This window comes from Microcoleus sp. FACHB-SPT15 (assembly GCF_014849525.1).
GTDB lineage: Bacteria > Cyanobacteriota > Cyanobacteriia > Cyanobacteriales > Coleofasciculaceae > Symplocastrum > Symplocastrum torsivum.
The window spans coordinates 1-26,361 of sequence record NZ_JACJNU010000065.1 but is presented as its reverse complement, the minus strand read 5'-3'; the positions used below and the strand labels follow the sequence as shown (position 1 = coordinate 26,361).

At 46.6% G+C, this 26,361-nt stretch carries 26 protein-coding genes, 1 tRNA gene and 1 rRNA gene; 12 read left to right on the top strand and 16 right to left on the bottom strand.

Annotated elements, in window-relative coordinates; genetic code table 11:
• Positions 1-42: 42 nt before the first annotated feature.
• Positions 43-696, bottom strand: coding sequence for an RNA polymerase sigma factor (locus H6F98_RS28290; protein WP_192222071.1), 654 nt, complete (start codon positions 694-696; stop codon positions 43-45).
• 286 nt (positions 697-982) lie between these two features.
• Between H6F98_RS28290 and H6F98_RS28285 the strand changes: the two genes are divergently transcribed.
• Both H6F98_RS28285 and H6F98_RS28280 read left to right on the top strand, forming a co-directional pair.
• On the top strand, positions 983-1,579 hold the full coding sequence (locus H6F98_RS28285; protein WP_192222070.1) for a glyoxalase-like domain protein: 597 nt from the start codon (positions 983-985) through the stop codon (positions 1,577-1,579).
• Between the two features lie 521 nt (positions 1,580-2,100).
• On the top strand, positions 2,101-3,027 hold the full coding sequence (locus tag H6F98_RS28280) for a DMT family transporter (RefSeq protein ID WP_192222069.1): 927 nt from the start codon (positions 2,101-2,103) through the stop codon (positions 3,025-3,027).
• A gap of 70 nt (positions 3,028-3,097) precedes the next feature.
• Here H6F98_RS28280 and H6F98_RS28275 read toward each other — a convergent pair whose 3' ends face one another.
• Positions 3,098-3,940 (bottom strand): CPBP family intramembrane glutamic endopeptidase, encoded by an 843-nt coding sequence (locus tag H6F98_RS28275; protein ID WP_192222068.1) that lies wholly within the window; start codon positions 3,938-3,940, stop codon positions 3,098-3,100.
• A 100-nt stretch (positions 3,941-4,040) separates the two neighbouring features.
• Positions 4,041-4,457, bottom strand: a complete 417-nt coding sequence (locus H6F98_RS28270) for an AbrB family transcriptional regulator (RefSeq protein WP_192222067.1) — start codon at positions 4,455-4,457, stop codon at positions 4,041-4,043.
• A 411-nt stretch (positions 4,458-4,868) separates the two neighbouring features.
• Here H6F98_RS28270 and H6F98_RS28265 point away from each other — a divergent pair, with 411 nt between their 5' ends.
• Together H6F98_RS28265 and H6F98_RS28260 are read left to right on the top strand one after the other, a co-directional pair.
• A complete protein-coding gene (locus H6F98_RS28265; protein WP_192222066.1) occupies positions 4,869-5,861 on the top strand; it encodes a succinate dehydrogenase/fumarate reductase iron-sulfur subunit in 993 nt (330 codons plus the stop codon).
• Between the two features lie 21 nt (positions 5,862-5,882).
• Positions 5,883-6,077, top strand: coding sequence for a chlorophyll a/b-binding protein (locus tag H6F98_RS28260; protein WP_192222065.1), 195 nt, complete (start codon positions 5,883-5,885; stop codon positions 6,075-6,077).
• A 445-nt stretch (positions 6,078-6,522) separates the two neighbouring features.
• On the opposite strand, the gene H6F98_RS28255 is transcribed toward H6F98_RS28260, so the two are convergent.
• The 6 genes from H6F98_RS28255 to psbX all read right to left on the bottom strand — a co-directional run bounded on the left by H6F98_RS28255 (position 6,523) and on the right by psbX (position 11,216).
• Positions 6,523-7,968: a trypsin-like peptidase domain-containing protein gene (locus tag H6F98_RS28255; RefSeq protein WP_192222064.1), complete on the bottom strand. Its 1,446-nt coding sequence runs from the start codon at positions 7,966-7,968 to the stop codon at positions 6,523-6,525.
• Between the two features lie 221 nt (positions 7,969-8,189).
• Positions 8,190-8,771: a PD40 domain-containing protein gene (locus H6F98_RS28250; protein WP_192222063.1), complete on the bottom strand. Its 582-nt coding sequence runs from the start codon at positions 8,769-8,771 to the stop codon at positions 8,190-8,192.
• A 76-nt stretch (positions 8,772-8,847) separates the two neighbouring features.
• The gene (locus H6F98_RS28245; RefSeq protein WP_313929960.1) at positions 8,848-9,375 is read right to left on the bottom strand and encodes a Tol biopolymer transporter periplasmic protein; all 528 of its coding nucleotides are present in this window, start codon (positions 9,373-9,375) and stop codon (positions 8,848-8,850) included.
• 13 nt (positions 9,376-9,388) lie between these two features.
• A complete protein-coding gene (locus H6F98_RS28240; RefSeq protein WP_313929959.1) occupies positions 9,389-9,973 on the bottom strand; it encodes a biopolymer transporter Tol in 585 nt (194 codons plus the stop codon).
• Positions 9,974-10,040: 67 nt separating this feature from the next.
• The gene (locus tag H6F98_RS28235) at positions 10,041-10,859 is read right to left on the bottom strand and encodes a Ycf66 family protein (protein ID WP_192222061.1); all 819 of its coding nucleotides are present in this window, start codon (positions 10,857-10,859) and stop codon (positions 10,041-10,043) included.
• Positions 10,860-11,096: 237 nt separating this feature from the next.
• Positions 11,097-11,216 (bottom strand): photosystem II reaction center X protein, encoded by a 120-nt coding sequence (gene psbX, locus H6F98_RS28230; RefSeq protein ID WP_192222060.1) that lies wholly within the window; start codon positions 11,214-11,216, stop codon positions 11,097-11,099.
• 342 nt (positions 11,217-11,558) lie between these two features.
• On the opposite strand from psbX, the gene H6F98_RS28225 reads away from it, so the two are divergent.
• Positions 11,559-11,843, top strand: coding sequence for a YggT family protein (locus H6F98_RS28225; protein ID WP_192222230.1), 285 nt, complete (start codon positions 11,559-11,561; stop codon positions 11,841-11,843).
• A gap of 56 nt (positions 11,844-11,899) precedes the next feature.
• On the opposite strand, the gene accC is transcribed toward H6F98_RS28225, so the two are convergent.
• Positions 11,900-13,255 (bottom strand): acetyl-CoA carboxylase biotin carboxylase subunit, encoded by a 1,356-nt coding sequence (gene accC / locus H6F98_RS28220; protein WP_192222059.1) that lies wholly within the window; start codon positions 13,253-13,255, stop codon positions 11,900-11,902.
• Between the two features lie 231 nt (positions 13,256-13,486).
• Between accC and H6F98_RS28215 the strand changes: the two genes are divergently transcribed.
• From H6F98_RS28215 to H6F98_RS28205, 3 genes are all read left to right on the top strand, one after another.
• Positions 13,487-13,568, top strand: a tRNA-Leu gene (locus H6F98_RS28215).
• A 117-nt stretch (positions 13,569-13,685) separates the two neighbouring features.
• A complete protein-coding gene (locus H6F98_RS34690; protein ID WP_199349033.1) occupies positions 13,686-13,790 on the top strand; it encodes a DUF4351 domain-containing protein in 105 nt (34 codons plus the stop codon).
• Between the two features lie 51 nt (positions 13,791-13,841).
• A complete protein-coding gene (locus H6F98_RS28205) occupies positions 13,842-14,420 on the top strand; it encodes a chorismate lyase (RefSeq protein WP_396813880.1) in 579 nt (192 codons plus the stop codon).
• A 208-nt stretch (positions 14,421-14,628) separates the two neighbouring features.
• On the opposite strand, the gene purF is transcribed toward H6F98_RS28205, so the two are convergent.
• The 3 genes from purF to H6F98_RS28190 form a co-directional block, all read right to left on the bottom strand.
• Positions 14,629-16,131, bottom strand: a complete 1,503-nt coding sequence (gene purF, locus H6F98_RS28200) for an amidophosphoribosyltransferase (protein WP_192222057.1) — start codon at positions 16,129-16,131, stop codon at positions 14,629-14,631.
• 379 nt (positions 16,132-16,510) lie between these two features.
• Positions 16,511-18,883 (bottom strand): phosphoribosylformylglycinamidine synthase subunit PurL, encoded by a 2,373-nt coding sequence (gene purL, locus H6F98_RS28195; RefSeq protein ID WP_192222056.1) that lies wholly within the window; start codon positions 18,881-18,883, stop codon positions 16,511-16,513.
• A 209-nt stretch (positions 18,884-19,092) separates the two neighbouring features.
• A complete protein-coding gene (locus H6F98_RS28190) occupies positions 19,093-19,785 on the bottom strand; it encodes a hypothetical protein (protein ID WP_192222055.1) in 693 nt (230 codons plus the stop codon).
• A gap of 276 nt (positions 19,786-20,061) precedes the next feature.
• Between H6F98_RS28190 and H6F98_RS28185 the strand changes: the two genes are divergently transcribed.
• The 4 genes from H6F98_RS28185 (at position 20,062) to H6F98_RS28170 (ending at position 23,314) form a co-directional block, all read left to right on the top strand.
• On the top strand, positions 20,062-20,583 hold the full coding sequence (locus tag H6F98_RS28185) for a photosystem I assembly protein Ycf3 (protein WP_192222054.1): 522 nt from the start codon (positions 20,062-20,064) through the stop codon (positions 20,581-20,583).
• Positions 20,584-20,659: 76 nt separating this feature from the next.
• Complete coding sequence (gatC, locus tag H6F98_RS28180; protein WP_192222053.1) at positions 20,660-20,953, top strand: Asp-tRNA(Asn)/Glu-tRNA(Gln) amidotransferase subunit GatC; 294 nt, start codon at positions 20,660-20,662, stop codon at positions 20,951-20,953.
• Between the two features lie 95 nt (positions 20,954-21,048).
• Positions 21,049-22,005, top strand: a complete 957-nt coding sequence (locus H6F98_RS28175; RefSeq protein ID WP_192222052.1) for a glutathione S-transferase family protein — start codon at positions 21,049-21,051, stop codon at positions 22,003-22,005.
• Between the two features lie 85 nt (positions 22,006-22,090).
• Positions 22,091-23,314, top strand: a complete 1,224-nt coding sequence (locus H6F98_RS28170) for an MFS transporter (protein WP_192222051.1) — start codon at positions 22,091-22,093, stop codon at positions 23,312-23,314.
• An 83-nt stretch (positions 23,315-23,397) separates the two neighbouring features.
• Here H6F98_RS28170 and aroA read toward each other — a convergent pair whose 3' ends face one another.
• The 3 genes from aroA to rrf all read right to left on the bottom strand — a co-directional run.
• Entirely contained in the window at positions 23,398-24,750 is a 1,353-nt protein-coding gene (gene aroA, locus H6F98_RS28165; protein WP_192222050.1) for a 3-phosphoshikimate 1-carboxyvinyltransferase, read from the bottom strand.
• Between the two features lie 55 nt (positions 24,751-24,805).
• On the bottom strand, positions 24,806-26,149 hold the full coding sequence (locus tag H6F98_RS28160) for a hypothetical protein (RefSeq protein ID WP_192222049.1): 1,344 nt from the start codon (positions 26,147-26,149) through the stop codon (positions 24,806-24,808).
• 100 nt (positions 26,150-26,249) lie between these two features.
• Positions 26,250-26,361, bottom strand: a 5S ribosomal RNA gene (gene rrf / locus H6F98_RS28155); the annotation flags it as partial.

Genomic DNA, 26,361 nt, shown 5'->3' with positions numbered 1-26,361 from the left:
CTAACCCGCCGATTTGGGAGTGTTTGCCAAACCCTAGCATGGCTAGAGTGTACTGACTGCCGACTTGCGCTCTGGATGAGCGGCTTCCTCACCCAAATAAACCTCACGAATATCATCAGGGAGAGCTTCTTCCAAAAGTTGATACCCTTGGTTTAGCTGAGTTCTCACTTGTGCTGGTGAAATGACTTCTCCCTCCGCTTGCAGATACGCCGCAATCCGCGTTTCGCTCCAGTGGAACGTCTGCGCCATCACTACCATTAACCGAATTACGGCTGGCAGCTTTTCCATCGCCTGTTCGAGGTAACACCAAAATGGTGGTGGTGCAGCTTGGAGGTTGTAGTGAATCGACTCCACTGGCGGCAAATCGGCTTGGTTGATACACACAGCCGTCATATTGATGAGCCAGTTTTGGAAAGAATTCGACCCAGGTGTATTGTCGTCACGTAAATCCAGTCCACCCAGTTCGTAGAAAATATGACGCCAGGTGAGGGCAAATAGATAATCTGCCTGCACAGGCGATCGCGCTGAATGCCGAATTAACGTAAAGACAATGGGACTATAACGACAGAATATTGCCGTGAAGTACTTTCCATGCTCCGGGTGACGCTGAAACAGAGTCAGCAACTCCTGATCGCTGTGATGAAACAGTGACTTGACAATCGGATGATTGGATTCAGAAAAATGCGGAATTTGCACAATCTTTAAATTCCCATAGAATCAGCAAAATCAAAGCAGATGCTTCCCACTATATCTATCGCTCCTTTGCCCTCAGAATAAGGCAGCTAGCTACTTTTCCACCATCCTGTTTCCAGACTATGGAGAAATGATAACCGACTGCTTCATGTTGAAGCCTTTGAGAGTGATGATATAACTTAGCTAAAATTAGTAACATCTATGGACAGGTCTGGTGGTAATAATCTTACCCGTAACAGGACAACAGATTCATCAAAGTTAAACTTGATTCATTACGCTTTGTCAGTTCATGATTCTATCAGTTGATATTATTTCCTTCCTAGTTCAGCCTCTGCCACTTGGCGCTTTCTTACCTGGTCTACCTTTAGATAGCCTGTTTTCTACACAGGGCATCATGGTGATGCTTTTGGCAGCCTACGCGGTTGCGATGTGGATGTTTCTCACCAGTGCCCCAAAAGTCCATACTGTAATGGTGTCCGATATGGAAGTGGCACGACAGTTTTATGAGGGTTTGCTCAATTTAGCAGCAGCAGAAGTCCCTCTACACTACTACTACAACTACGAGCAAACATTAGGAGCCACAGGTCTTGACCCACTTTATATGTCAACTAGCCTGGGAACCACCAGTGCGACAAGGATGAATGGTACTGATGGTTTATGGTATCAGCTCAAAAAGAATACTCAGCTCCATGTCATCTCTGGGGCAAGCATCGGCAATAAAAACCAACAACGCCACGTATGTTTCGACCATGATTGCCTAGAACAAGTGTTGATGCGCGTACAAATGCGACGACTCAAGTACAAAGTTCGCAGCGAGAAGCCTCTAAATTTTTTGGTGAAGGATATGGATGGTCGGGTGATTGAATTGGCGGAAGTTTCTAATTAGCGGCTAGGAAATCGCACATGAATTGTGTCGGCGTGGGGGCAAGGCTTTCCCTCACGCCTTTTTATAGTTGCAGGGGTTACGCACTTGCTCACCTTATCCCCCAATTCTGGGGAACGAGGTCTGCCGACTTGTGTCACCACATAATGCGAACAACCTCTTCTTCTATGTTTGATATGAAAATTACTCAAAGATATTGAACTCAGCTTGCGGAAAACTCGTTGATACTAATTGATATTTGATAACAGCACTTAATTTTTGCTAATAAGCTAAATACTCTTCACAATAAGTGTATTTGTATGATATTGTCCTCAACAGGTTCTAAGCGATAACGAATCAAGGACACATAACTGTGCTAAGAACGCGCTACAAAAGCACTCCTCCACCTACCTGCACCGACTAGGGCAGGGGGTTCAGTTTTTTATCTAGTGGCTTTGCCTTAGGCGAAGCCAAAATAACACTATACCTATCCTGCCCTCACGGCTCGGTCGTTGTTTATCTTGTGAGGCAAGGATAGTTTTTTCATGAAAATTCAAGCTGTAGCTCAGGGTAGCTCTAGCTCTACCCGTGGGCTGTTGTTGATTGTGCTTTCAGCCGTCCTGTGGGGCACAGTAGGTGTGGCAATCAAAGCGCTTTATGGCTTGGTGGATACCAATCCGCTTTCTATCGGGTTTTTTCGATTAGCGATCGCACTACCCGCTCTATTTTCGGCTTGCTGGTATACCTTGGGAATCCGAATGTTCCGAGTTCGACGGCGTGACTTAGTGTTAATGCTGTTGCTTGGCGCAATGATGGCGCTTTACCAAGTCTGCTACTTTGGTGCGATCGCGCAAGTTGGAGTTGCGATCGCAGTTCTGGTGACGCTGTGCATTGCACCTGTAATCGTTGCGCTTCTCTCCCTTTGGCTATTTCGAGAAAAGTTCACCCCAAGGCTAATCGTCGCTCTTAGTTTTGCGCTTGTGGGTACAGCCTTGTGTGTGGATGTCCAACCCAATACGGTAGGAGAACAGGGTAATGCAGCGCTGGGGGTTCTGTTAGCTTTGGGTTCAGCGTTTGGTTACGCCGTAATTGCTCTATGTAGCCGTGCCTTAGCTGGACGGTATCACCCACTCCAGTCGCTCACGATTGGGTTTGGTACAGGTGCGGTTATACTGCTACCCTTTGCCCTGTTCAGTGGGTTAGTCGTTAGCTATCCAGCAATTGGTTGGTCAATATTACTGTACTTGGGACTCGTTCCTACTGTCCTCGCTTATGTCCTGTTCCTATCGGGAATGCGCCATACGACAGCGACACTCGCTAGCATCACAACCTTGCTGGAACCATTAACTTCAACATTACTCGCCTGGTTATTCTTCAAAGAGCAACTCGGTTTCTTCGGGTTGCTTGGGGGAATGCTATTAGTTGGAGCAATTCTGCTGTTATTCAGAAATAATTCCAGCAAGAATAGCTAAATTTGAAGTTCAATAAACGAGTCTCCCTAAGTGCTGACAACACTCAGGGAGACTTTGTTTCTCGTTCATTTTAAGCAAAAAGCCACTGGAGCAGGATACCTGTTGTTAGTAAACAAACAATTCCAGCGACACCAGCTAAGGGATTGGCACCTAAGCCAGTTATCCAGGTTGGACCTTTACCTGTATAAGAAATTAGTTCAGTAGAGTCCAGACAAGTTAAGCCCCAAATCCAACCCGTGTGGAGTCCCGTCGCCAAGCCCAGGCTACCATTATCTAACCATCGAGCAAGCACTAATACCATCCCCATCAGCCAGAGTCCTGGTAATTGAGGTAGGGTATTTTTCTGCTCCCAAATTAGGTGCAATAAGGCGAAAATTACACTCGAAACTGCTGCTGCTACCCAGACTGAATAATCTTGTTGAAGCGTATTCAGTAAGAACCCACGAAAGACCAACTCCTCAGTGACACTAATCGATAACCCCAACAAAAATACTGGCAATAATACCTGCCCTAAGCGTGGGGAATGTTCAGAACGCCACTCAATCCAGCCGAGGGTCCATTGCCCAGTAAAAACAATTACTAAGCTGAGAACCGCTAAGCCTAAACCCAGCCCTAATGACACCAAAACAGGTAATTGCCAGTTCAAGCCGTAATCCGAAAAAGACTCCTGATTTACCCAAGAAGCCCCCCATAAAATGAGAGGGGCAATGAGGTAAAGTGCGGCTATTAATGGTAACTTTTGCTTTACTGCCAAAGGCATAGGAGGATGCCATTTCAGCGCTGTAGCGATCGGAATTGCCAGAGGCAGCCATAAAGCAGCCCAAGCGAGGAAAAAAGCCGCTACTTTCAAAAGAGCCGTTGATGTCCTCAGTGACATCAACCCCTGACTTACTGCCTGATCAAAGATAGCCATTGGCTTTTTGCGGCAAATTGTGAGGATCTATAAGATCATGATTCTGTACAAAGGATAGATAAAACTAAGATCTATCCTTGAGCAGAACTGTTTAGTTCTATTAGTCCTCTTCGATTTCCAAGTCGTCATCTTCTGGGTTCTTGGCTGTATCACTATCCACCTGTTTTAAGTGAATATGCTTGTAACCCAGTTTAATTTCAAACTCGTCACCTGATTTTAATCCCATTGCCTGAGTATAGGTTGCACCAATAACAATTTGCCCATTTTTATGGACACTTACTCGATAGGTCGGTTCGCGACCACGACCATCTTTTGTTCCCTCTGGATCAAGGGGAACACCCTTCGCTGCCAGCACTGCGTCATAAAAATCTGTTAAATTGACGCGAGTTTGGTCGTTTTTAGTTACGGTGTAATAGCCGCAGCGTTTTGCTGTTTCTCGCCGAGGCAAGTGTGATAGCTCTTTTACTTTTTGAAGCAATGCTTTGCCCGTTAGTGGAGCAGTGGCGGTCTCTATCATAATCTCGTAAGATATCCTTCAAATTTCAGGATGGTATTGGTCATTTTTTACAAAGCTATGAAAGCTCTATAAAAAATATATCGTTAAATCTCTCGACATTGACAAGTATTTTTTGATCATTCTTAGAATCTTTACGCATTTGGAGCAAAGGTAGATTAACATCACTCAATAAGGCTTCTATATGTAAAATTCTATCTATGGCAATTAGCTGGGTCGAATGATCAAATTAGAGATGGGTTTTAGTACATGAAGACAGCACTGATGTCCTAGACTATAAGCAGTGATCATAAATCCGGAGCGTTTATTATAAGGAAAGATAGATTAGCTGAGAAGGAGTCATGTTTGTCATGCCTCGCGGATTGCTAGTTTTTCATAGAAATGTATAGATAATCAAGAGCTTGTCAGTAAGTCATGCAAGTTTGTTTTAAAATTATTCGCCAGACTCAAAATACCTCCCCGATGATCCAGACTTATACGCTGGATGTGGAGGAAGGAAACACGATTCTCGATTGTCTGAATCGGATTAAGTGGGAGCAAGATGGGACTCTTGCTTTTCGTAAGAATTGTCGGAATACAATTTGCGGCAGTTGTGGAATGCGAATCAATGGTCGCTCAGCTTTGGCTTGTAAAGAAAATGTGGGCAGTGAATTGGCGAAGCTGCCGACGCACAATGAATCTGGGATTCCTGAAATTACTGTCGCACCGATGGGTAATATGCCAGTGATTAAGGATTTGGTGGTAGATATGCATAGCTTCTGGGATAACTTAGAAGCGGTCGATCCCTATGTCAGCACAGGGGCAAGAGTTGTTCCCGAACGCGAGTTTTTGCAGAGTCCGGAAGAGCGATCGCGTTTGAATCAAAACGGTAACTGTATCCTCTGTGGTGCCTGCTATTCTGAATGCAATGCCCGTGAGGTGAATTCGGATTTTGTTGGTCCTCACGCCCTAGCTAAGGCGCAGCGGATGGTAGCAGATTCCCGTGATGCCAAAACAGAAAGCCGTCTTGAAGAATACAACAAAGGTACCCAAGGGGTTTGGGGTTGCACTCGCTGTTATATGTGCAACGCGGTTTGTCCGATGGATGTTGCCCCAATGGAGCAAATCAGTAAAATTAAACAGGAAATTCTTGATCGAAAGGATAACCAAGCTAGTCGCCAAATTCGTCATCGCAAAGTGCTGATTGACTTAGTCAAAGATGGCGGTTGGATTGATGAGCGTAAGTTTGGCTTACAAGTGGTGGGTAATTCTTTCCGAGATATTCAAGGCTTAATTAGTCTTGGTCCACTGGGTTTAAGAATGTTAGTACGAGGTAAATTTCCCTTAGGATTCGAGCCGTCAACAGGCGTATCCCAAGTGCGATCGCTGATTGAATCAGTACAAAACTTAGAGTCTTTAGACAGTTGAGAAGGAAGTTAAGCCAAAGCCATGAGTTCTGAAACCCCTACTGCTACTTCTAGCCAGCCCCCTCAAGGCTCTTATAACCAACCTGAACCTGCTTTTGGCTGGACATCCTATGCCGAGCAAATCAATGGACGGTTTGCCATGATTGGATTTGTCGGTCTATTATTGCTGGAATTACTCACGGGTCAGGGTCTATTAACGTGGTTAGGTCTACTCTAGTCAACCCCAGAAGAAGACTATTCGATAACAGGATTAGTTAACGACTTCGTTATTTAACAACCTCTATCCTATAGCTGTTGTTACTTTACAGAATCCTGGAGTTTGTGCAAGATTTCTTAAGATGACTCCAACCAAATACTTCTTGGCTAGTCTAAGTGGTTTGAGTTAGCCCTCATACAAGGCTAAACTTAAAAAAAAATCACTCCTATAGAAAGATAGAAGCTTTCCTGAGAAGTTAGGCTGATTAAACCTCTCGGTAGACAGAGGTGATATCAAATTAATCTCTCATTAATATGAACGGCATTTACTGACATAAGGATGAAAATCTATCTCCCCATTCCGACCAAGGAGAGGAAGATAGATTTTCTTTCAGTTTGTGTACTGTCCACCTTAATTGAAGATAGATTTTTAGGTGCTGTGGAGTACGCCGTTCATGATCGACTACTTACTCTCTAATAGTTAAAAGATAGCGACCGCGACCTCTCTTGTCGTAAGCATTGACAATCACTCGGTAGACACCATTACGGGGCAAGGTAACGGTAAGAGTAGAATTGGGATCGTTCTCACTTGCGTCATCATTTTCGCCAATTAGCTGACCGTTGGCGTCGAGCAGTGCGATGTAAGTGTCAAAATCAGGGCTTGCTAGCTCAATTGTCACTGCCTGTCCGGCGCGACCTTGAAAATCATATTCCTGATACAGACTCCCATCAGAAGGCAGTACAGCAGCATCAGAACCAAGGATACCCTCTTGCCTTAAGATAAAGCCTCCCTGGTTTACGACATTCCCAGCCCTGGCACTAGTTGCCTCGGCTTTTAAGCTATAAGCACCCGCTTGTCCTGCTTCATAGGAATTTGCCATCAACAAGTAGGTGCCATCGGCTGGCAGTGTAGCAATAATTCTGGAGTTTGGACCACCGCCGCCGTCATCATCTTGAGTAACTTCGTCACCATTTGGGTCAAGCAGAATCAAGTAGGAGTCAATTTCCCGACTTGTCATATCAATTTGGACTCGCTGACCTGCTTTACCTTCAAAAGCATAAAGGTCAAAGAAGCTGTTATCTACTGGCAAAACACTGCTACCCCGCCCCAGTCTGCCTGTGACAGCAGAACCATTTAGAACTAGTGGTTTAGGCGGAGTATCACCTGGAACGGGTCCTAACCGCTGAGCGGTGCGGGAAGCGCGTCCTTCTCGTACTGCGGTCAGGAAAGGCTGTACTTTGTCAATTGCGATCGCAAAACCAATCCCTATATTGCCACCTCTAGGGCCACTAAATATTGCCGTATTCACCCCAATCAATTCGCCTTGCCTGTTTAGGAGTGGTCCTCCAGAATTACCCGGATTGATCGCAGCATCGGTTTGAATCAAGCCGCGCTCATTGTCAATACGGCTGACAATCCCTGTCGTAAAGGTTCCCTGAAATTGACCGAAGGGATTACCAATGGCAAACGCTCGTTGACCGACTTGCACGGGACTCTGGGCAAAGGAAATTGCTGGAAGATTAGTCTGCCCTTGAATTTTCACAACCGCCAAGTCAAGACCATTCTCACCAAAACCAACAACATCGGCTTGAAACTTCCGACCGTCTGCCAGAACTACCTCGACAGTCTGAGAGCCTTGTACAACGTGTGCATTGGTCAAGACCAAACCATCTGAGCTGATGATACTGCCGCTACCCGTTCCATCACCTGCATTGATGGAGACGACCGCTTGACTTGCCCGTTGATAGACTCGGATGTTGGTTTGTTCATCAATGTCTTGGGCAAAAGCGCTATTCGGCTGGAGGGATAAATTCAGTAACTGTATCGGAGCGATTGCGTCAATGGTCGTGGCACCGATAGCAGCTACAGCAATCATTCCCGATGTAGCGATACGCAGACGTCTGGTACTCATGGGTTAGTGTGCATGAATCTGGTGGAACTGTTTTAGCATATTGAGCATGGCAGCGATGGATGGTTTGAAATCAAATTCTATTTAATCCATATTTCCCTATCTTCCATCGGTTCGGAACAAGGGTTAGGCAAACAGGGCTAATCAGATTCCTCCAATCTGCTTATGAGAACAAGACTCTACCAACCCAAAGCTAGTTTCTTCAACGCTAACAACTCAAAGCTTTATTTAGTGTCTAATTTGACAACTGCAATGTTCCACTGACCGAGTTGACTTGTTTCATAGGCGACATACTGCCCATCGCCAGTAATTGTTGGACGCCTGACTGAGCCTTTAACACCACCAGTTAAGAGCCGTGACTGTTGGGTTTGTCGGTCGTAGACCAAGATATCTGTTTTCCCTCTTTCACTGGAGACATAGGCAATATAGCGACCATCAGCACTCAGCGCTGGTTGGTCTTGACTAGAGTTCGGGCGATTAAGGTTGGGTAAATCAACCAGACGCCGTTGCTGTAAGTCGTAGAGGAAGATATCACGAGAGCGATCGCGATCAGAAGCAAAGGCTAGGTAACGACCATCGCTACTATAGGCGGGAGACTCATCCGCTCGTTGGCTGTTGAGTCCACCGGAGAGGATTTGCGGGGGGGAGTTGAACTGAGTTCCGCAACCACTGGTGAGGAATCCCACCAAAATGAGAAACCAGCAAAACTTGGGGATTGGGGATTGGGGATTAAGGATTGGGGAATTGGGAATTGGGAATCGGGAAGAGGATACCCCGACAGGAAGACACTCTACTCCGGAGAACATCTCTACAGAATCTCCTTACATTTCGGCATCTTCTCAATCCCCAGCCCCCAATCTTTATTTCCTTTCATCAACAACTTCATCGAATCGGTATAGACAAATTGAGTGGTTTTCCTGAACGGTCATAAATGGCAATATCCCATTGACCGTTCTCACTAGTTTCAAAGCTGATCCTACTACCGTCGGCACTAATCGTTGGGTTACGCACTTCGGCTTGGAGTTTTTCTGTAAGGTTCCGTAACTGGCGCGTTTCCCGGTTGTAGAGGTAGATTCCTGTACGCCCTTGGCGTGTAGCAGCAAAGACAATGGTTCGACCATCTTCGGAGACAGCGGGGTGAGAAGCGATCGCATCTAACGCATTGAGTCCCGGTAAATCGATCAGATTGCGGGCAACCGCGTCATATAAATAAACATCTTGGCTACCACGTCGGTCAGAAATAAACACAATGTACTGCCCTGCCAGATGGGGAGACAATTCTGACTGGAGACTATTCAAACTGCGCCCTGCTGGGTCAAAGGGAAAATCGAGTAACTGCACAGAACCTGTGCAGCTAGTTAACAAACTGGTGAGGGTAATAGCTGCTGATAAAAAGAGGGGGCGTTTCACTGCTATACCCCCTTTATTGTCGAGACGATGTGCTTCCATCCGGAATATCTAATTCAATATTAGGTCCCCGGTCTAGCACTTCAATGTCCCATTGACCGCGACGACTGGTTTCAAAGGCAACGTAGCGACCATCGGGACTCAGGGTTGGATTACGCACCCAGCTAAGATAGTTGCGAGTGAGAATTTCGGAGCGTCTAGTTGCCCGGTCATAAATGGCTACTTCTGAGCGTCCTTGGTTGCTGGAAATGTATGCCATGTAGCGACCATTACGACTGAGGCTGGGACTTTCGGCGATCGCTTGTTGTTGATTCAAGCGTGGCAAATCAACAAATACTTGTCGTTCCAAGTCATACATCACAATTTTGCGATCGCCATCCCGGTTAGAAACAAAGGCAACATACCGACCATTGCCGCTTAATGCCGGTTGCTCATCTGTGTAGCGGCTATTGAGAGTAGTTTGCTCTTGAATCGAGTTAACTGGAGTACAGGCGACGACAAAGCCCATCAGGAACCCCATACGCCAGCGACGCGATCGGTAGATTTTCCGGACGACAGTCAATCTTCTCACCTTGGGCTGTACAGATTTAGCTGTACTCAAATGCTTTGCCTTGTTCAATACTGGATACTTTTTCAGTAAAAGCCCCTGTAGTGTATTAGGCAATCTTTTAGTAGTCAAAACGCCCAGATGAATTATCGCTGTCTCTATCGTCCTCTTGAGAATCTATGGGTTGGTAATCAACATAATCGGCTGATGTCGTTTCCACCTCTCTAGTAGGTACAGAGGCTTGCCTGTCTTGTGGTGGACGACGCTTTCTTGGCTTCGTTGGTATCTCTGAGTCGCTGCTTTCCGGGCGATTGCTAGGACGAGGACGGCTACTACGAGACGGTTTTTCCTCCCAGCCAGTATCTAAGTTTGCTTCCCACGTATCCACGGAGCGTTCTGGAGGGCGGCTGGTGGAACGAGGACGACGTTTTGAAGGTCGCTCTCCTGACCCCAATCGTTCTGAACTCCCCCGACTCCGGGGACGACGAGATTCTCCTTCATAGCGCTCTCTAGTACTACTACGGGCATCTTCCGTTCCCCGAAGCCGTCGGCTTGTATATCTTTCCTCTTCCGGCTCTAGTTGGTCGTACAATTCTGCTTCTTGTTGATACGCATACGTCCTGCTAACAGGTCGCTCATCGTCCACAATCGGCGTATTCCGCTTTGCCTGTTCCGTCGCAACACCCCGTAGACGAATGGCTTCATAGGCGAAAAAGATTGTCGTACCAGTCAGAAGAAACTGACCGAATTGCAGAATTGGATCAAGTCGCCATCCTTGGAATAAAAGGATGAAGCCGCACAAGAGTCCCACTGCCGCAAAAAAGATATCCTGGTCTCGTGACAGTTCTGGGCGTATCGAGCGCAAGAAATACAACGCTGCTCCTGCAACCGCCAGAAAAATGCCTAAAATACTAGCTGAGTTCAGCCCAAAATTTACCATTGCTGCTCTCCTAAGTCAGTCCTATGGTAGCGAGTTATCATAGCAAATCTCTACTTTAACTAGACGTTTTTGGTAAAGCTTGCTGAGTCGCAAACTCTACTCATATCAGCTTAAGCTAACTTGCCTTTGCTTTATGCCGAACAATGAGTCAACAACCTGCCTCTAGATAACGTAAAACAGGGCAGCCGAGTGCCTGCTGCCCTGTTTTTGAGTTGAGGTTTTGACAACTCGCTACGTTTAGAAACGTTGGATTTTATCCTTCTGGCTAATAAAGATTAGTGCAACGGTTGCGGGGATAACAACAATCGCCGCACCCCAAAAGAGACTCCACAAAAAGTTTGCTAATGAAGGTGTCATAGAACTTCAACCCTTGTTTGATATTCTTCATACTAATTCTAATAGTGTGTTTCCCCCTTGAGAAGCTAATTCAGGTTTGAGTTTTCGATCAACCCTGACCAAGCTTCGATCTAGTGAGTCTGGATAGCACAAAAATCCTAGAGCTAGAAGCGTGTCTAGCTGTTTTAAGGCTGTTCGATTCTAGGAAGGCTTAGCCGTAGTAGTAGAACAACCCTGATGACAAACTCAATGACTTAGCTGAGAAACCTCGTTAACATTTAGTCATAAAGCGTAAAATTAACATAACTAGGGTCATGTCAGTCTTTCTGAGGCTGGGGCATGACTTTCATCACTCAACAACCCATGACTGCTGATAGCTTGATTAACTGGACTGTCGGTTCTGTGCTAGGACTGATGACGCTTTTGTTTATCTTTCGGATTGTTCTCACCTGGTATCCTCAGGTAAACCTGAATCGTTTCCCGTTAAACTTAGTGGCTTTGCCGACAGAACCTTTCTTGGTGCTGCTCCGCAAGCTTGTCCCACCAATTGGGGGCGTTGATATCACCCCAATTATTTGGGTAGGGATTTTTAGCTTGCTTCGGGAAATTCTTCTCGGTCAGCAAGGACTGCTGACAATGATGCACTAGGGCAACAGGCTTCGGGAGTGGGAGTCATAACTTAGTACTCACCATTTCCCGATGCTTTAGCCCTTAGCAGAGAGCATCATCTGTTCCACAAAATTGGTATAAACTTCACCCTCAAGAAATGCTGGGGTTTCCAAGATTTTTTGGTGGAAGCCGATTGTGGTTGGGACACCAGTAATTGCACACTCCCGCAAGGCTCGCTTCATTCGTTTAATGGCTGCGTCGCGGTTGGGTCCCCAGACGATTAATTTGCCAATCAAGGAGTCGTAGTAGGGTGGAATTTCGTAATCCGTGTAGACATGGGAATCCATCCGGACACCTGGGCCACCGGGTGGTAAGTAACCGCTAATTCGTCCAGGCTGGGGGCGGAAGTTATGTTCAGGGTCTTCGGCATTAATCCGACATTCGATCGCATGACCTTTGAGAGTAACCTGGTCTTGGGTGAGTTGTAGTTTCTCCCCTTGAGCGACGCGAATTTGTTCGGCAATTAAGTCTAATCCTGTAATCATTTCAGTGACAGGATGCTCAACTTGAATGCGAGTATTCATTTCCATAAAGTAGAAGGCACCGGAGGCATCGAGGAGAAACTCGACGGTACCCGCACCTACGTAGTTAATGGATTTTGCCGCCATGACTGCTGCCGTTCCCATTTTTTCACGTAGTTCTGGCGTCAGAGCGGGACTAGGGGCTTCTTCTAGTAGTTTCTGATGACGCCGCTGAATCGAGCAGTCTCGCTCACCGAGATGGATAACGTTACCGTAGCTGTCGGCGAGGATTTGAAACTCGATATGGCGAGGACGCACGACAAATTTTTCTAGGTAGACTCCTGAATTACCGAAGGCAGCTTCGGCTTCTCCTTGAGCGGCTTGAAAAAGTCTGGCGAGTTCACTCTCTTCGTGGACAAGGCGCATCCCACGTCCACCACCCCCGGCAGTGGCTTTGATCATCACAGGGTAACCGATTTTGCGGGCGATCGCTTGGGCTTGTTGCTCACTCGTCAGCAGCCCATCGCTTCCTGGTACTGTTGGCACACCAGATCGTTGCATCGTTTCTTTGGCGGTGGATTTATCACCCATCGCCCGAATCGCTTCTGGAGTAGGACCAATGAAGGAAATTTGATGATCAGCACAGATTTCCGCAAAACGGGCATTTTCTGCCAAAAAACCATAGCCGGGATGAAGAGCAGTGGCGTTGCGAGTTAGCGCAGCGGCAATGATGTTGGGAATATTCAAGTAACTTTTGCTACTGGGTGGTTCACCAATGCACACAGCTTCGTCTGCTAGTTGGACATGAAGGGCGTGCCGATCAATTGTGGAGTGAACGGCAACAGTGGCAATTCCCATTTCTTCGCAAGTTCGGAGAATCCGTAGGGCAATTTCCCCACGATTGGCAATCAAGATTTTTGAAAAGTGCATAGAACAGCGCTGCTACATCCGTATCAGATAGGATAAAGGCGATCGCGTACACTATTTGTTACTTTTTCTGGGAAATTGTTCCAGGTTAACTCATAGGGATAGGCTGAAAGGTCAGTAATTATACCCAAAGGCAGAGGGCAGAGGGTAGACTTAACTATTGCAAAGTAGATTCGGCGGCGATAAAAATAAAAAGTTACGATCTGCCTACTTTTTGCTATATTAGATAACTGCGCGGATGTGGTGGAATTGGTAGACACGCACGCTTGAGGGGCGTGTGGCGTAAGCCTTGCGAGTTCGAGTCTCGCCATCCGCATTACTAAGTAATGCTGGCTGATGAATAGGTACGACTTTAACCATAAGTTGGACAAACGTTCATCTTATGCTTCAAAAGTAGTGACTCTAAACTGGAAGAACGGGTGCGATCGCTCAATTGGAGGGATTAGGAGAGGTGCTGTTGGATTTCTCTACAGTTGCGGATTTCGTAACTTGGTTAAATGAGCTAAAGCAAGAGGTTAGGGGCGCTATTATGGAATAAGGTTAAGTTATGTAAAGAACTCTAACTTTGAAACAAATAAACAGCTTTACTCTGCAAACAACCTGGCATGCCCTCACCCCCATCTGGGAGGGTGGGGAAGCAAATGTACAGCAAGGATTACCCCATAGCCAGCTAGCCCCAACTTGGCAGATCTTGCTGTTGGGAGATGGCTCTCCGACTCGTCACTTACAACTTCTTACAAGTGAGCCGACTGAGGTCGATGTCATCGATATGTCGATAATTGGAATGAGTGATGATGGGGCACCCAAGCATATCCAAGCCGTACCGGGACCAAGGCTACGACGACAGGTGTGGCTTCGCACTGCGTCTGGTCAGCGACTGGCTTATGCGGCGTCTTGGTGGGATGCTAACCATGTTGATGAGTATTTACAGAATCGAACTATACCGATTTGGGCAAGTCTTGCTCGTCTCCGGAGTGAGTTGTATCGAGATGTTCAAGGAATTTATTACGGTCACTCAGAGGCATTGGAGTCGGCTTTTGGTGAGAAAGGACCCTTTTGGGGTCGCCACTACCTGTTCTGGCACCATGGGCAACCTCTAACGCTAATTTATGAGGTTTTTTCACCTTATCTGAAAAAATATCTCGGAGAAACGCAGATCAAGGTATGAGGCGATCGCTGCAAAAGGCAGAGGGCAGAAGGCAGAAGGCCGAAGGGATGGATATTGATAGGTCTTGGTTTCAGTATTTGACTAGAGTCAAGAGTCGCCAAGGCGATCGCTAATTCAGCAAAGGAACTTCCACAAAAAAAACTATCGATAAGCCTTCTGTAGGAGCGCAAGATTTTGCGCCCCTATAGCGACTATTCAGCAGAGATGGTTAGACTCTGGCTACTTTTTCCAGCATAAGTTTGGAACGCTTGACTAGTTCTGGCACTGGAACCGGATAATCACCAGTGAAGCAGGCAGAACAGAAGCTGTTGGGGTCTTCACCAGTCGCTTCAAGCATTCCCTTCCAGCTAAGGTAAGCAAGGCTATCTACGCCAATCTGCACACCAATTTCTTCCACTGACATTCTTGCGCCAATCAACTGATCTTGGCTATCTGTATCGATGCCATAGAAGCAAGGGTGAGTTACTGGTGGCGAGGAAACTCGCATATGCACCTCAGTTGCACCAGCGTCACGCAGTGCTTTAACAATTTTGCGGCTTGTAGTACCCCGGACAATCGAGTCATCAACAATCAAAACTCGTTTTCCTGATAAGACATCTTTCAGGGGATTGAGCTTCATGCGGATACCAGATTCTCGCATCGTTTGGGTGGGTTGGATAAAGGTACGACCCACATAGCGATTTTTAATTAGCCCTTCAGCGTAGGAAATACCGGATTCCTGGGAAAAGCCAATAGCAGCAGGAATACCAGAGTCCGGTACACCAATCACAATGTCGGCATCCACTAGTGATTCTCGTGCCAATTGACGCCCTAGTCGTAAGCGATAGCTGTACAAGCTTTCATCATGCATGACGCTATCAGGTCTTGCGAAGTAAATCATTTCAAAAATGCACATCTTTCGCTCTGGCTTTTTGCTCCAGTGGAAAGATGCCATGCCTTCTTCGGTAATCCAAACCAATTCTCCCGGTTCAACATCACGCAGGTACTCAGCACCAATGATGTCTAAGCCACAGGTTTCAGAGGCTAGAACGTAGTAAGGGCGATTTGTGGAGTCACTTCTGGGAAGGGTCCCGATAACCAGAGGACGAACACCATTCGGGTCACGGACACCCATTAAGCCAGCAGGAGTGCCGATCGCTAAACTATAAGCTCCTGTACAATGCTCAAAAGCACTGATAGCGGCTTCCAACCAGTCTTTGCCACTATCCACTTCTGACCCGATCGCGATCGCAATCATCTCTGAATCGGTAGTTGTAACAAAGTTACAATTACGCTGAAGCAAATGCTCCCGCAGATCTTTTGTATTTACCAAGTTACCATTGTGCGCTAAAGCTAACGTTCCCAAGCGAGTCTTAACAACAGCAGGCTGGGCATTGGCAATACGGCTAGAACCAGTGGTAGAGTAACGAGTATGACCAACTGCCATGTCTCCTGGTAGCTCGCTCAAGATTGCCTCATTAAACACTTGGGACACCAATCCCATATCTTTGTGTAAATGCACCTGTTCTCCGTCGAAGGTAGCAATTCCTGCTGATTCCTGACCTCGGTGTTGAAGGGCATAAAGACCAAAGTAAGTTAGCTTGGCGACATCTTCTCCTGGTGCATAAACACCGAAGACTCCGCAGGCTTCCTCTTGTTTGTCGGGTCGCTGTATAGGCTCCTCAGGGGATTGAGCAGGGTTGTTCTCAGAGAGGGATTGGTGGGGGATCATAGTAAAGATTGCTCCTGATAATGGTGGTAAGTCATATCAAATCCGCTTGTTCATTGCTTCCGTATTGGGGAAACTGCCCATCGCTTTGAAAAACGAGAGCAACTCTAGCTAGGCTCGCCTCCCTATCCCTAAGGTTATGAGCCTTTGCTGTTTGTTCACTAGTTCAGTTGCTGAAAGCAAAGCAGACAGAAAAAGTAGATCCATAAAATGAATTAATCAAGCGGATTTGATGGTAGTGAGACTTGTATCAAAGCTGATAGGCACTGGAAGGTTAACCAAGCTTAACATTTTCTTAACAAGACCACCAATGACAGTACCGGAATGATGCTCCCTGATGGCACTGTTGGATAATCTGGTTTGTCATTACTCAGTGTTATAGCTAAACTTCCAAACGCCGTTCGATGGCGTTTGAAAAGCGATCGCTTATATCTGTGATATTAACGTCGATTAGAGCTAGGTTGTCAGCAATCAAAAGGTGTAAACCAGCATCTTTACTCTTGACAATGCCAACTGCTTGCCAGTATTGGAGTTGTTCCCCTAGTTGCTCCTTTAGATAGGATTCCCAATGAGCCTGTTGCTCGGAACTCACAGCTACTAAAATGCGACTGGCACACTCACCAAAGAGAACTTCATCCCAACGGCTTAAGAAAGACTCTTCTGTCAGCCCCAAGTTGATTTCGGCACCCAGTTGACCTGCAATACAAGATTCAGCAAGGGCAACAGCCACTCCTCCCTCAGCACAGTCATGAGCGCAACGAATCCAACCTTGACGAATCCCCTCTCGTGTCACAGCTTGGACACGACGCTCTAAATCAAAATCCACTACTGGCGGTTTACCAGCCACTAAACCATGAATTGTTGCCAGGTATTCAGAACCACCCAATGAGAGGTGAGGCGTGGAGTCAGCCAGAGGCAGTCCCAACAGATAAATCAAGTCTCCTTCTGCTTGCCAGCCTTGACCACAGACTTGGCTAAGATCAGAAATTAATCCCACCATGCCAATCACTGGCGTTGGGTAGATAGGTTGGGGTTGACCAATAGCATCCAGGGTTTCGTTATAGAGAGAAACATTGCCCCCAGTTACAGGTGTTCCCATCTCCCGACAAGCCTCTGCAATGCCCTGACAAGCGGATGCCAACTGCCAATAGCCAACTGGCTTTTCTGGACTGCCGAAATTGAGATTATCAGTAACTGCCAAAGGTTCTGCACCGACACAGCTAAGATTACGGGCTGCTTCTGCGACGACTGCCTTGGCTCCTTCGTAGGGGTCAAGATAGACATAGCGGGAATTGCAATCTACTGTTGCTGCAACACCACGTTGAGAAACATCTCTTTGCTCCCCCTTAGCAAGGGAGGGTACAGAACGGACTCGCACGACAGCGGCATCAGCCCCACCAGGTAGAATCACCGTATTGTTTTGTACTTGATGGTCATATTGGCGATAAACCCAACGTTTAGAAGCAATGGTAGGGGTATCTAATAGCTGGAGGAGGATATCATTCCAGCTTTTGTGGTTACCTGAGATTTCAATTCCCTTGACAGTGCAGTCAGGTAAGGATGCTGCTGTCCACGCCCAGGCTTGACGAGCATACTCTGGTGGTTCTGCTAAGATTTCTCGATGATAAATAGGCGTGTTATCTGCCAAGGCTGTTGCGGGAATTTCAGCAGCAACCTTACCCTCAAACAGAATTCGCACAATTGGTTCTTCAATGACTTTGCCTGCTACCACTGCCTGAAGTTCCCAACGGTGGAAAATATCAATTAACTCTTGTTCCCGACCTTTGTGGGCAACAAATAGCATCCGTTCTTGGGATTCTGACAGTAGGTATTCATAAGGCACCATGCCGGATTCTCGAACTGGGATGAGGTCTAAATCCAACTCAATCCCTACCCCACCTTTGGCTGCCATCTCTGATGTAGAACAGGTAATCCCTGCTGCCCCCATATCCTGTGCCGCAACGACAGCACCTGTCTTAAATGCCTCTAGGCAAGCTTCAATTAAAGATTTTTCCAAGAAAGGGTCGCCGACTTGCACCGCAGGACGGTCATCCACTGATTTATCACTAAGTTCGGCACTAGCAAAACTTGCGCCGCCCATCCCATCCCTACCTGTGGTGGAACCAACATAAAGTACTGGATTGCCAATGCCTGCTGCACCCGACTTAACGATTTCTGATGTCTCCATCAAGCCTAGTGCCATGACATTGACTAAGGGATTACCACTGTATGCCGAGTCAAAGTAAACTTCACCTCCAACTGTCGGTACTCCTACGCAATTTCCATAATGAGAAATTCCTTCTACTACGCCGTTAAAAAGCCTTCGCGTCCGTGCATCTTCCAGGGAACCGAAGCGTAAAGAGTTGAGTAGGGCAATTGGACGCGCCCCCATGGTAAAGATATCCCGCAGGATGCCTCCTACACCTGTCGCAGCACCTTGGAACGGTTCGACGGCTGAGGGGTGGTTGTGAGATTCGATCTTAAACGCTAGTTGTAATCCATCTCCCAAATCTACAACTCCGGCATTTTCTCCGGGACCAACAAGAATGCGATCGCCTTCTGTAGGAAACTGTTTCAGTAGTGGGCGCGAGTTCTTGTAGCAGCAATGCTCTGACCACATTACGCCAAACATTCCCAACTCCGCCTTATTGGGATGACGCCCTAAGCGTTGAACAATATCTTCATATTCTTCAGGCTTCAAGCCTTGAGCAGCAATTTCTTCCGGAGAAAAAGGAGCAGAGGAGGTTGTAGACATAGAACCCTTGCACAGATAGCACAGGGTTAATTTTATCGGTTTATTGGTGTATCACCTATGGTTTAGATTGTTTCTAAGAATACTCTCGTAATCTGTCGTTTAAGTGTTTTGACTAGCTACTGGGCAGAATTCATCTTGTTGAACTGTACAGCAACAGGCTTTAAACACAGATAATACACGCGATCGCTTTTCTATGATTGTGGAATTGTCTAGGGGCTTACTTGCAAATTCTTCAAAATGAGGTCAGCCCTCGGACTAAAACCCTCTGCATATTCCGCAGGATAATGGGTAATGACATAAAAGGCTTTGCCGTCAGATTCACCAATGTACACCTCACCGCCTATTGGTTCAGAAGCGGTACGTTGCTCGTAGAAGGTAATCTTTTCCTTTGCCCAGGAATAAGGAACCTCTTCCGTCTGATTCACGACTTGCCACTGATTACCTTGAAGCAATCCGCCTTGTTGCGTCACCAAATTTTTAATTTGCTCTAGACTTGTCGCTTGGGCAGGGAAGAACATATGAACATAAACTGCTTCATTTTTTGCCCCACCCGCACTGAAATAAAACCGAGCGCCTGTTCCTTCCCCAGAACCACCCGATTCAGCAACAAAGTCATTTTCTGGAAAATAAGTGGTAAAAACCTCACTAGCTGCGTCGTAAAGCTTTAGGGAAATCTCAGTTTCTTCCCCTTCCACACTGATGACATCGGTTTTTGTTCGTGATTGTTGTGTGTTCGGCGGTGTTTGAGCAACTTGAGTGGATTGGCTTGTCTCTGTTGCCGTGGTTTGTGTGGTTGAGCTTGTACCTTTAGTCACTGCCTTTTCTGAGGCAGACACACAGGCAGCCATTGTACTCAGGAGAAAGGCTACTGATAGTAAAGAAAAAATCTGAGTAAGCTTCATTTATGTTTCTGTATATTAATTAAGGAATTGACTCTAAATAGAGGCATATTTGTTCCACTGCCATCTTGTCGAAGCTGATAAAGCACAGTAACTAGAGCGTGTTTACACGAGCGCTTTGTTACATAACTTTGTGTACTGATTTGCATGAGTACACATTCCCCTAGGATAGAAGCCTCATTCATCGGCTAATCAACGTTAAATTAACAAGTAAGTATTGAATACCACTCAGCAGACAAGCTAGTCTAATCAACTGTTCGCAATCACATAGACGCATCCATGCCAAGAAATCAACGTAACGATAACTTCATCGACAAAAGCTTCACGGTAATGGCAGATATGATCCTCAAGGTTATGCCTGCTAACAAGAAAGCCAAAGAAGCCTTTGCCTATTACCGGGATGGTATGTCAGCTCAGGCTGATGGTGAATACGCCGAAGCTTTGGATAACTACAAGGAAGCGCTTACTCTGGAAGAAGATGCCTATGATCGCAGCTATATTCTTTACAATATGGGGTTGATTCACGCGAGTAACGGTGATCATGACACGGCTTTGGATCTCTATCATCAGGCAATTGATCTCAATCCGCGTCTACCACAGGCACTCAATAATATTGCTGTGATTTATCACTTCAAGGGGGATAGGGCGGACGAAGTTGGAAACAGCGAAGCGGCTGAAGCTATGTATCAGGAAGCTGCCGAATATTGGAAACGAGCGATTCGCCTTGCCCCCAATAACTACATTGAGGCGCAAAACTGGCTAAAAACGACAGGTCGCTCAGCAATGGATATCTACTTCTAATGATTTGCAAGTTGTCAGTAGTTAGTGACTCATTAGCTACTGACAACCAACAACCAATAACCAACAACCAACAACCATGATTGACCGTGAGCAAGTTCACAAAGTTGCAAATCTCGCCCGTTTGGAAATGACGAACGAGGAAGAAGAGCAGATTGCGGCTCAGATGAACAGTATCTTAGAGTATTTTGAACAACTGAGTGAACTGGACACTGCCGATGTCCCGCCAACTACACGAGCGATTGACATTAGCAACGTGACTAGACCTGATAATTTACAACCTTATGCGGATCGGGAAGCAATCTTGAAGGGAGCACCTGATCAGGATGGTGATTTCTTCAAGGTGCCAAAAATTCTTCAGGCTGAAGAGTAACAGGTATGTGAGATTTAAGAGTTGATGATGACAGATAGTCTCCACAGAAGGACGATTTAAGTCTTCGTTAATACAAGCATTTAGAGGGAGTCATCATGGCATTAGGGCAGTTAGTTGAGGGAAAGTGGGTATCCAAACGTGAGCAGGAAGACACGAAAGGACGGTTCCTGCGCCCATCAACGACATTTCGTGATCGCATTACTGCCGATGGTTCGAGTGGTTTTAAGGCAGAGTCAGGACGCTATCATCTCTATGTCTCCTGGGCTTGTCCTTGGGCGCAGCGCACCGCGATTATGTGGAAGTTGAAGGGGTTAGAGGATGTAATCACGCTTTCCGTTGTCGATCCAGTGATGGGTGAAGAGGGCTGGGTATTCTCGGATTTCCCAGGCTCGATTCCTGATACGGTGAATGGTACCCAATACCTTCGAGATGTTTACCTGAAAGCTGAGCCTAACTACACAGGACGAGTGACAGTTCCGATTCTCTGGGATAAAGAAACGAACAAAATCGTCAACAATGAATCCCGCGAGATTATCCAGATGCTTGATACACAGTTTGATGCTGTTATCAAATCCGATAGGAACTTCTACCCGGAGGAGTTGCGGGAAAATATAGATAAGACGATTGACGCTATCTACCAACCCATCAACAATGGTGTCTATCGAGCGGGATTTGCGACGCAACAAGAGGCATACGAGGAAGCCGTGACAGAACTATTCGATGCCTTGGATCACTGGGAAGGGGTTCTGGAAAAGCAGCGCTATCTTTGTGGTGATGCCATTACTGAAGCTGACTGGTGTATATTCACGACATTGTTCCGCTTCGATGCAGTTTATTACGTCCACTTCAAGTGCAACCTGCGCCACATTTATGAGTATCCAAATCTCTGGAACTATCTCAAAGACTTGTACCAACAGCCAGGGGTGAAGGAAACTTGCAATCTTGAACACATCAAGTTGCATTACTATAAGAGTCATCCCAACGTGAACCCTCATGGCATCGTTCCCAAGGGACCAATTCTTGATTTTGATTCGCCGCACAATCGGCATTAATCAAGCCAGGTAGTCGCTAAAGCCATAACACATTGTCAGCTTTTTTGCTAAGATTCTGGCTCACGCAAAACTTCTGGCATCAGCAATGAGTATCTCCAACGCCTCACCCAGAGTCCTATGGCTGCAAGTCTGGGGACTAGCCGCTGTCCAGGGAGCGATCGCTTTAACTTGGGTGATTTACAACCTTTACCTGCTGAAACTACTGACCGATTTTGGCTTTCCCAAAACAATAGCTACGGGACTGCTAATTGTAGAAAATATCTTGGCTGCTGTAATGGAGCCATTAATGGGGGCACTTTCCGACCAAGCACAGCGTTGGGTTGGTACTCGTTTCCCCTTTATCTCTGTGGGAGTTGTCTTGGCATCAGCCTTATTCATTTCCATCCCAGCCTTTTTGGTCTTCGGCTCTCCGACAGCCACTATTCGCTGGGTATTGCCAGTGCTAATGGTAGCTTGGGCTTTGGCAATGACTGTGTTTCGTAGTCCAGCCCTATCATTATTGGGGCGTTATGCCTTTGGCACAAATCTCCCCCAAGCCGCTAGTATCCTTACCTTAGTAGGGGGCTTAACTGGGGCGATGGGTCCACTCGCCAATCAATTTATTCTTAGCTTAGGTCCAATTGTCACGTTTTCGATTGGCTCATTCACATTGCTGGTTGCTGCCGTTGCGTTAAGGTCGGTAAACCCGAACAGTAGTGTACAGCAGGAAACGTCGGAGTCTTCTCTAAGTCCCCAATCATCTAGTAGTTGGCGGCAGATTTCCATTCCCCGTTTGGCGTTGGTGTTTGGTGCGGGGGTGGGAGTTGCTTTGGGATTTCGCTTGATGATGCAAACGTTTCCCCAAATTCTGGATAGTCAAGTTCCAGGTGCGAACAAAGGTTTGATTATAGGGGGAATATTTATTGCTCTGGCAGTGACGGCAATTCCTGCCGGAAAGCTTGCCTCACGTTTAGGGAATCGTCAGGCAATGGCTTATGGTTTAGTGGCTATGGCTGGATTTATGGGACTGATGGTGTTTACTCGCAATGGCGCGATCGCGTCTGGAATTGCGATCGCTTTAGGTGCAACCTTCAGCCTCGTTTCTAATGGGACGATTCCGTTTGCTCTATCAATGGTGCCGCCAGATAAAGCAGGTTTAGGAACTGGTATTTATTTTAGTGGTGGAGCCGTTGCGTCTAGTGTCTTTGGCGCTTTATTTGGTCAGCCAGAGACTCTATCCCCGATTGTTGGTGTGCTCATCGGAGCAGCCGCATTTTTGGCAGCAGGTCTTTTTGTGGCTAGTAGCGGCAAGCTACAGGCAGCCAAATAACTAATGAGGATATAGTTCAAGCTTAAGCAAGCAAACGAGTTCATGGGGAGTAAATCTGTTGGCTGCGATTACACTTGTGAGATTTATCTCTGGTTGCAGAGTCGTTGCAAGGTGGTAGTGAAGTCAGGGTAAGAGATAGCAGCAGCTTCAGCACCGTGGATCGTAGTCGTGCCAGTAGCATTGAGTGCGGCAACGGCAAGACTCATGGCAATGCGGTGGTCGGTATGACTATCAACATCAGTACCGACTAAAGGGGTGCCACCAGTAATCTCCAGACCATCCGGTAATTCTGTAACCCGTGCCCCCATCTGGTTCAACTGAGATGCCATCACAGCAATGCGATCGCTTTCCTTAACTCGCAGTTCCGCTGCATCCCGAATTACTGTCGTCCCTTCCGCAAAAACAGCGGCTACGGCAAGAATTGGAATCTCATCAATCAATCGGGGAATTACATCACCAGCAATTTCGCAGCCTTTAAGCTGTCCATAGCGCACCCGTAAGTCTGCTACTGGTTCCCCAGCAACCACACGCTGATTTTCTAGGTTAATGTCAGCCCCCATCATTGACAGCGCTTCTAAAACGCCAGTGCGGGTGGGATTAACACCAACATTTTCAATCAACAATTCTGAACCGGGCACAATTGCCCCAGCGACCAACCAAAAAGCAGCTGAGCTAATATCACCGGGAACAATCACCGTTTGCCCTTGCAACTGGGCTAGTCCTGTTATAGTAACGCTCTTGCTTTCTGGGTCAACGCTGAGTTGGGCCCCAAACGCTTGCAGCATCCGTTCGCTATGGTCGCGGGAGAGGGCTGGTTCAGTAACCGTGGTTTGTCCTTCCACCATCAGACCAGCCAGGAGAATACAGGACTTAACTTGGGCTGAGGCAATCGGAGAGTGGTAGTGAATGGGTTTAAGCTGTTGTCCTTGAATGGCTAAAGGCGCAAGTGTTGCACCCTTACGTGCCCAAATTTGCGCCCCCATTTGTTGCAAGGGTTTGATAACGCGGGACATAGGACGCGATCGCAGTGAACTATCTCCTGTTACCGTGAAAAATCGTCCTGGTTGAGAAGCGAGGATTCCCAGCATTAGCCGGAGCGTTGTCCCAGAGTTTCCAGCATTCAAAACATCTTCAGGTTCCTGTAACTGACCTAATCCTATGCCCTTTACAATGACCTGTTCTGTATTTAGCTCGGAAATCTCTGCACCCATTGCCCGGAAACAGCTAGCGGTGCTACGGGGGTCTTCGCCTAAGAGTAGTCCTTGAATTAGGGTTTCTCCTTGTGCGATCGCCCCCAACATTAAGGCACGGTGAGAGATAGACTTGTCCCCTGGCACCGTGAGGCATCCCTGTAGAGATAGACCTGATACAGGGCTTTGAATCATCAAATTTTGCTGATGTTCAGTAATATTCAGCGTGACAACGGCAGCAGACATTTGGATAAGCTGGGATGAAACTGGCTCATAGAATCCTACCAGGCTTCTGTCAAATTTATTTAAAGCCTCGTGCAGTCTTCTCTTTTGTTTTACCCTTACCTTTGGACTTTGATTTGTTGACCTCTGCCATGGCTTCTTGAAAGAGTTCGTGTAAATGAATAGGCACACTTGCTATTTCTGGGAGTTCTGGCTCTAGAGGTTTATTGTGTTCTTGCAGCAAAGCCTCTAAATCACGCTCAATCTTAAAGTCTGGACGCTCCAAGAAGGATTGTAAGATCTTTTCTAGCTGAGTTGGATATAGTTGAGCTAATTTGTGCCAAATGAATACGTTAATCGTTGGGTCTTCCAGGTATTTGCGAACCAGCTTATTAGTAGCTGGATTGCTCTGCCAGTCTTCTGATTCTAGGATTGTCTTGAACTGAGTGTAGGTCGGCAAAAATATTTGACCCCAGCGAGGATGTGTGAAAACGGTTACTTGTTCTGCCTTCTTAAGTTCAGCAGGTAAGTCAACCTTAGGCATTACCATTTTCGTCAAGCCTTTGCTGCTGTCAAATAGCTGAGAAACTGCCTCAGACTCAGCCCCTGCTTCTTCAGCCGCCGCTTTCATCTCTTCTTCGGTAACTCCAGCTTCTTCTGCTATCTCTGACAAGGATTTTGATTCATCAATGCCTGCCTCTAATAGACGACGCTTAGTCATTAGCTCTTGCAGTTCGTTAATTTTCTTATTGAGCTGATAACCAGGTAGAGTTACTTCATCACTCCCAAAAAAGTCAAGAAATTCTTGATGATACTCTGCAACTGAGTTCCATGCTTCTTCCAGTAAATCTGGGGCATCCCTGTAAAGAGCATCTTTATGATTGTCTTTAAAGCTACCAATTGCTACCGCCAGTTTCGGTTTACCCAAAGAACCCATTGACCGACAAGGACCAGAAAACATCCAATCATCGTCACTTACAGGAGCAATACGGGTTAGCAAAATTTCCCCTTCTTTAAACCGCGCCATTTCTTCCAGAGTAACGGCATCATTCGGCTTGACAATGTATTGCTTGGTTGTTAACCAGTTCATCAGCTCAAAGCCATCTGGGAGAAGTTGGCTGACGGCAAATAAACCAATGAAGCTGCGCCGCCAACTCCTAACTAAGGCTCGGTCAGCTTCTGACAATTCTGGAGTGCTATCAATAAATAAATCTAGAGGAGTTTTTTCTCCAACTTTCCCCTCTGTCATAAAAGAATCAATTAGCAGATTCTGTTCATAAGTTGCATCATAACGGTTGCCTTGGGAACGCGATTTGGAAGCAACATAGGACTCTAAAGATTCTGCTAGTTCTCCCCCGGCATCAAGAACAAATTCTATTAAGGCTTGCTTGAGTTCGCGCGATCGCTCTAATATTGCATCCACAGCAAATTCTCTAGGCTAAATACTCTTAGGATATCGAGAATAGGCAGAAAATAGCAAAGCGCCCAGCTTTGCTAAAGTGGGCGCTCTACTATGAAAATTGACCTGGCACCGAGCTATTTTCCCGTGGGGCAACCCCCAAAGTATCTTCGCCGCAGCAACGTTTCACAACCGAGTTCGGGATGGAGTCGGAGTGGAGCCATCGCGCCAATAGC

What these genes read in the sequence shown, in the direction of transcription:
- purL (WP_192222056.1), bottom strand. Translation starts at nt 18,883, where the DNA reads ATGTCTACAACCTCCTCTGCTCCTTTTTCTCCGGAAGAAATTGCTGCT.
- H6F98_RS28170 (WP_192222051.1), top strand. Translation starts at nt 22,091, where the DNA reads ATGAGTATCTCCAACGCCTCACCCAGAGTCCTATGGCTGCAAGTCTGG.
- H6F98_RS28190 (WP_192222055.1), bottom strand. Translation starts at nt 19,785, where the DNA reads ATGAAGCTTACTCAGATTTTTTCTTTACTATCAGTAGCCTTTCTCCTG.
- aroA (WP_192222050.1), bottom strand. Translation starts at nt 24,750, where the DNA reads ATGTCTGCTGCCGTTGTCACGCTGAATATTACTGAACATCAGCAAAAT.
- H6F98_RS28235 (WP_192222061.1), bottom strand. Translation starts at nt 10,859, where the DNA reads ATGGTAAATTTTGGGCTGAACTCAGCTAGTATTTTAGGCATTTTTCTG.
- H6F98_RS28225 (WP_192222230.1), top strand. Translation starts at nt 11,559, where the DNA reads ATGACTGCTGATAGCTTGATTAACTGGACTGTCGGTTCTGTGCTAGGA.
- accC (WP_192222059.1), bottom strand. Translation starts at nt 13,255, where the DNA reads ATGCACTTTTCAAAAATCTTGATTGCCAATCGTGGGGAAATTGCCCTA.
- H6F98_RS28285 (WP_192222070.1), top strand. Translation starts at nt 983, where the DNA reads ATGATTCTATCAGTTGATATTATTTCCTTCCTAGTTCAGCCTCTGCCA.
- H6F98_RS28280 (WP_192222069.1), top strand. Translation starts at nt 2,101, where the DNA reads ATGAAAATTCAAGCTGTAGCTCAGGGTAGCTCTAGCTCTACCCGTGGG.
- purF (WP_192222057.1), bottom strand. Translation starts at nt 16,131, where the DNA reads ATGATCCCCCACCAATCCCTCTCTGAGAACAACCCTGCTCAATCCCCT.
- H6F98_RS28260 (WP_192222065.1), top strand. Translation starts at nt 5,883, where the DNA reads ATGAGTTCTGAAACCCCTACTGCTACTTCTAGCCAGCCCCCTCAAGGC.
- gatC (WP_192222053.1), top strand. Translation starts at nt 20,660, where the DNA reads ATGATTGACCGTGAGCAAGTTCACAAAGTTGCAAATCTCGCCCGTTTG.
- H6F98_RS28255 (WP_192222064.1), bottom strand. Translation starts at nt 7,968, where the DNA reads ATGAGTACCAGACGTCTGCGTATCGCTACATCGGGAATGATTGCTGTA.
- psbX (WP_192222060.1), bottom strand. Translation starts at nt 11,216, where the DNA reads ATGACACCTTCATTAGCAAACTTTTTGTGGAGTCTCTTTTGGGGTGCG.
- H6F98_RS28250 (WP_192222063.1), bottom strand. Translation starts at nt 8,771, where the DNA reads ATGTTCTCCGGAGTAGAGTGTCTTCCTGTCGGGGTATCCTCTTCCCGA.
- H6F98_RS28270 (WP_192222067.1), bottom strand. Translation starts at nt 4,457, where the DNA reads ATGATAGAGACCGCCACTGCTCCACTAACGGGCAAAGCATTGCTTCAA.
- H6F98_RS28265 (WP_192222066.1), top strand. Translation starts at nt 4,869, where the DNA reads ATGCAAGTTTGTTTTAAAATTATTCGCCAGACTCAAAATACCTCCCCG.
- H6F98_RS28185 (WP_192222054.1), top strand. Translation starts at nt 20,062, where the DNA reads ATGCCAAGAAATCAACGTAACGATAACTTCATCGACAAAAGCTTCACG.
- H6F98_RS28175 (WP_192222052.1), top strand. Translation starts at nt 21,049, where the DNA reads ATGGCATTAGGGCAGTTAGTTGAGGGAAAGTGGGTATCCAAACGTGAG.
- H6F98_RS28275 (WP_192222068.1), bottom strand. Translation starts at nt 3,940, where the DNA reads ATGGCTATCTTTGATCAGGCAGTAAGTCAGGGGTTGATGTCACTGAGG.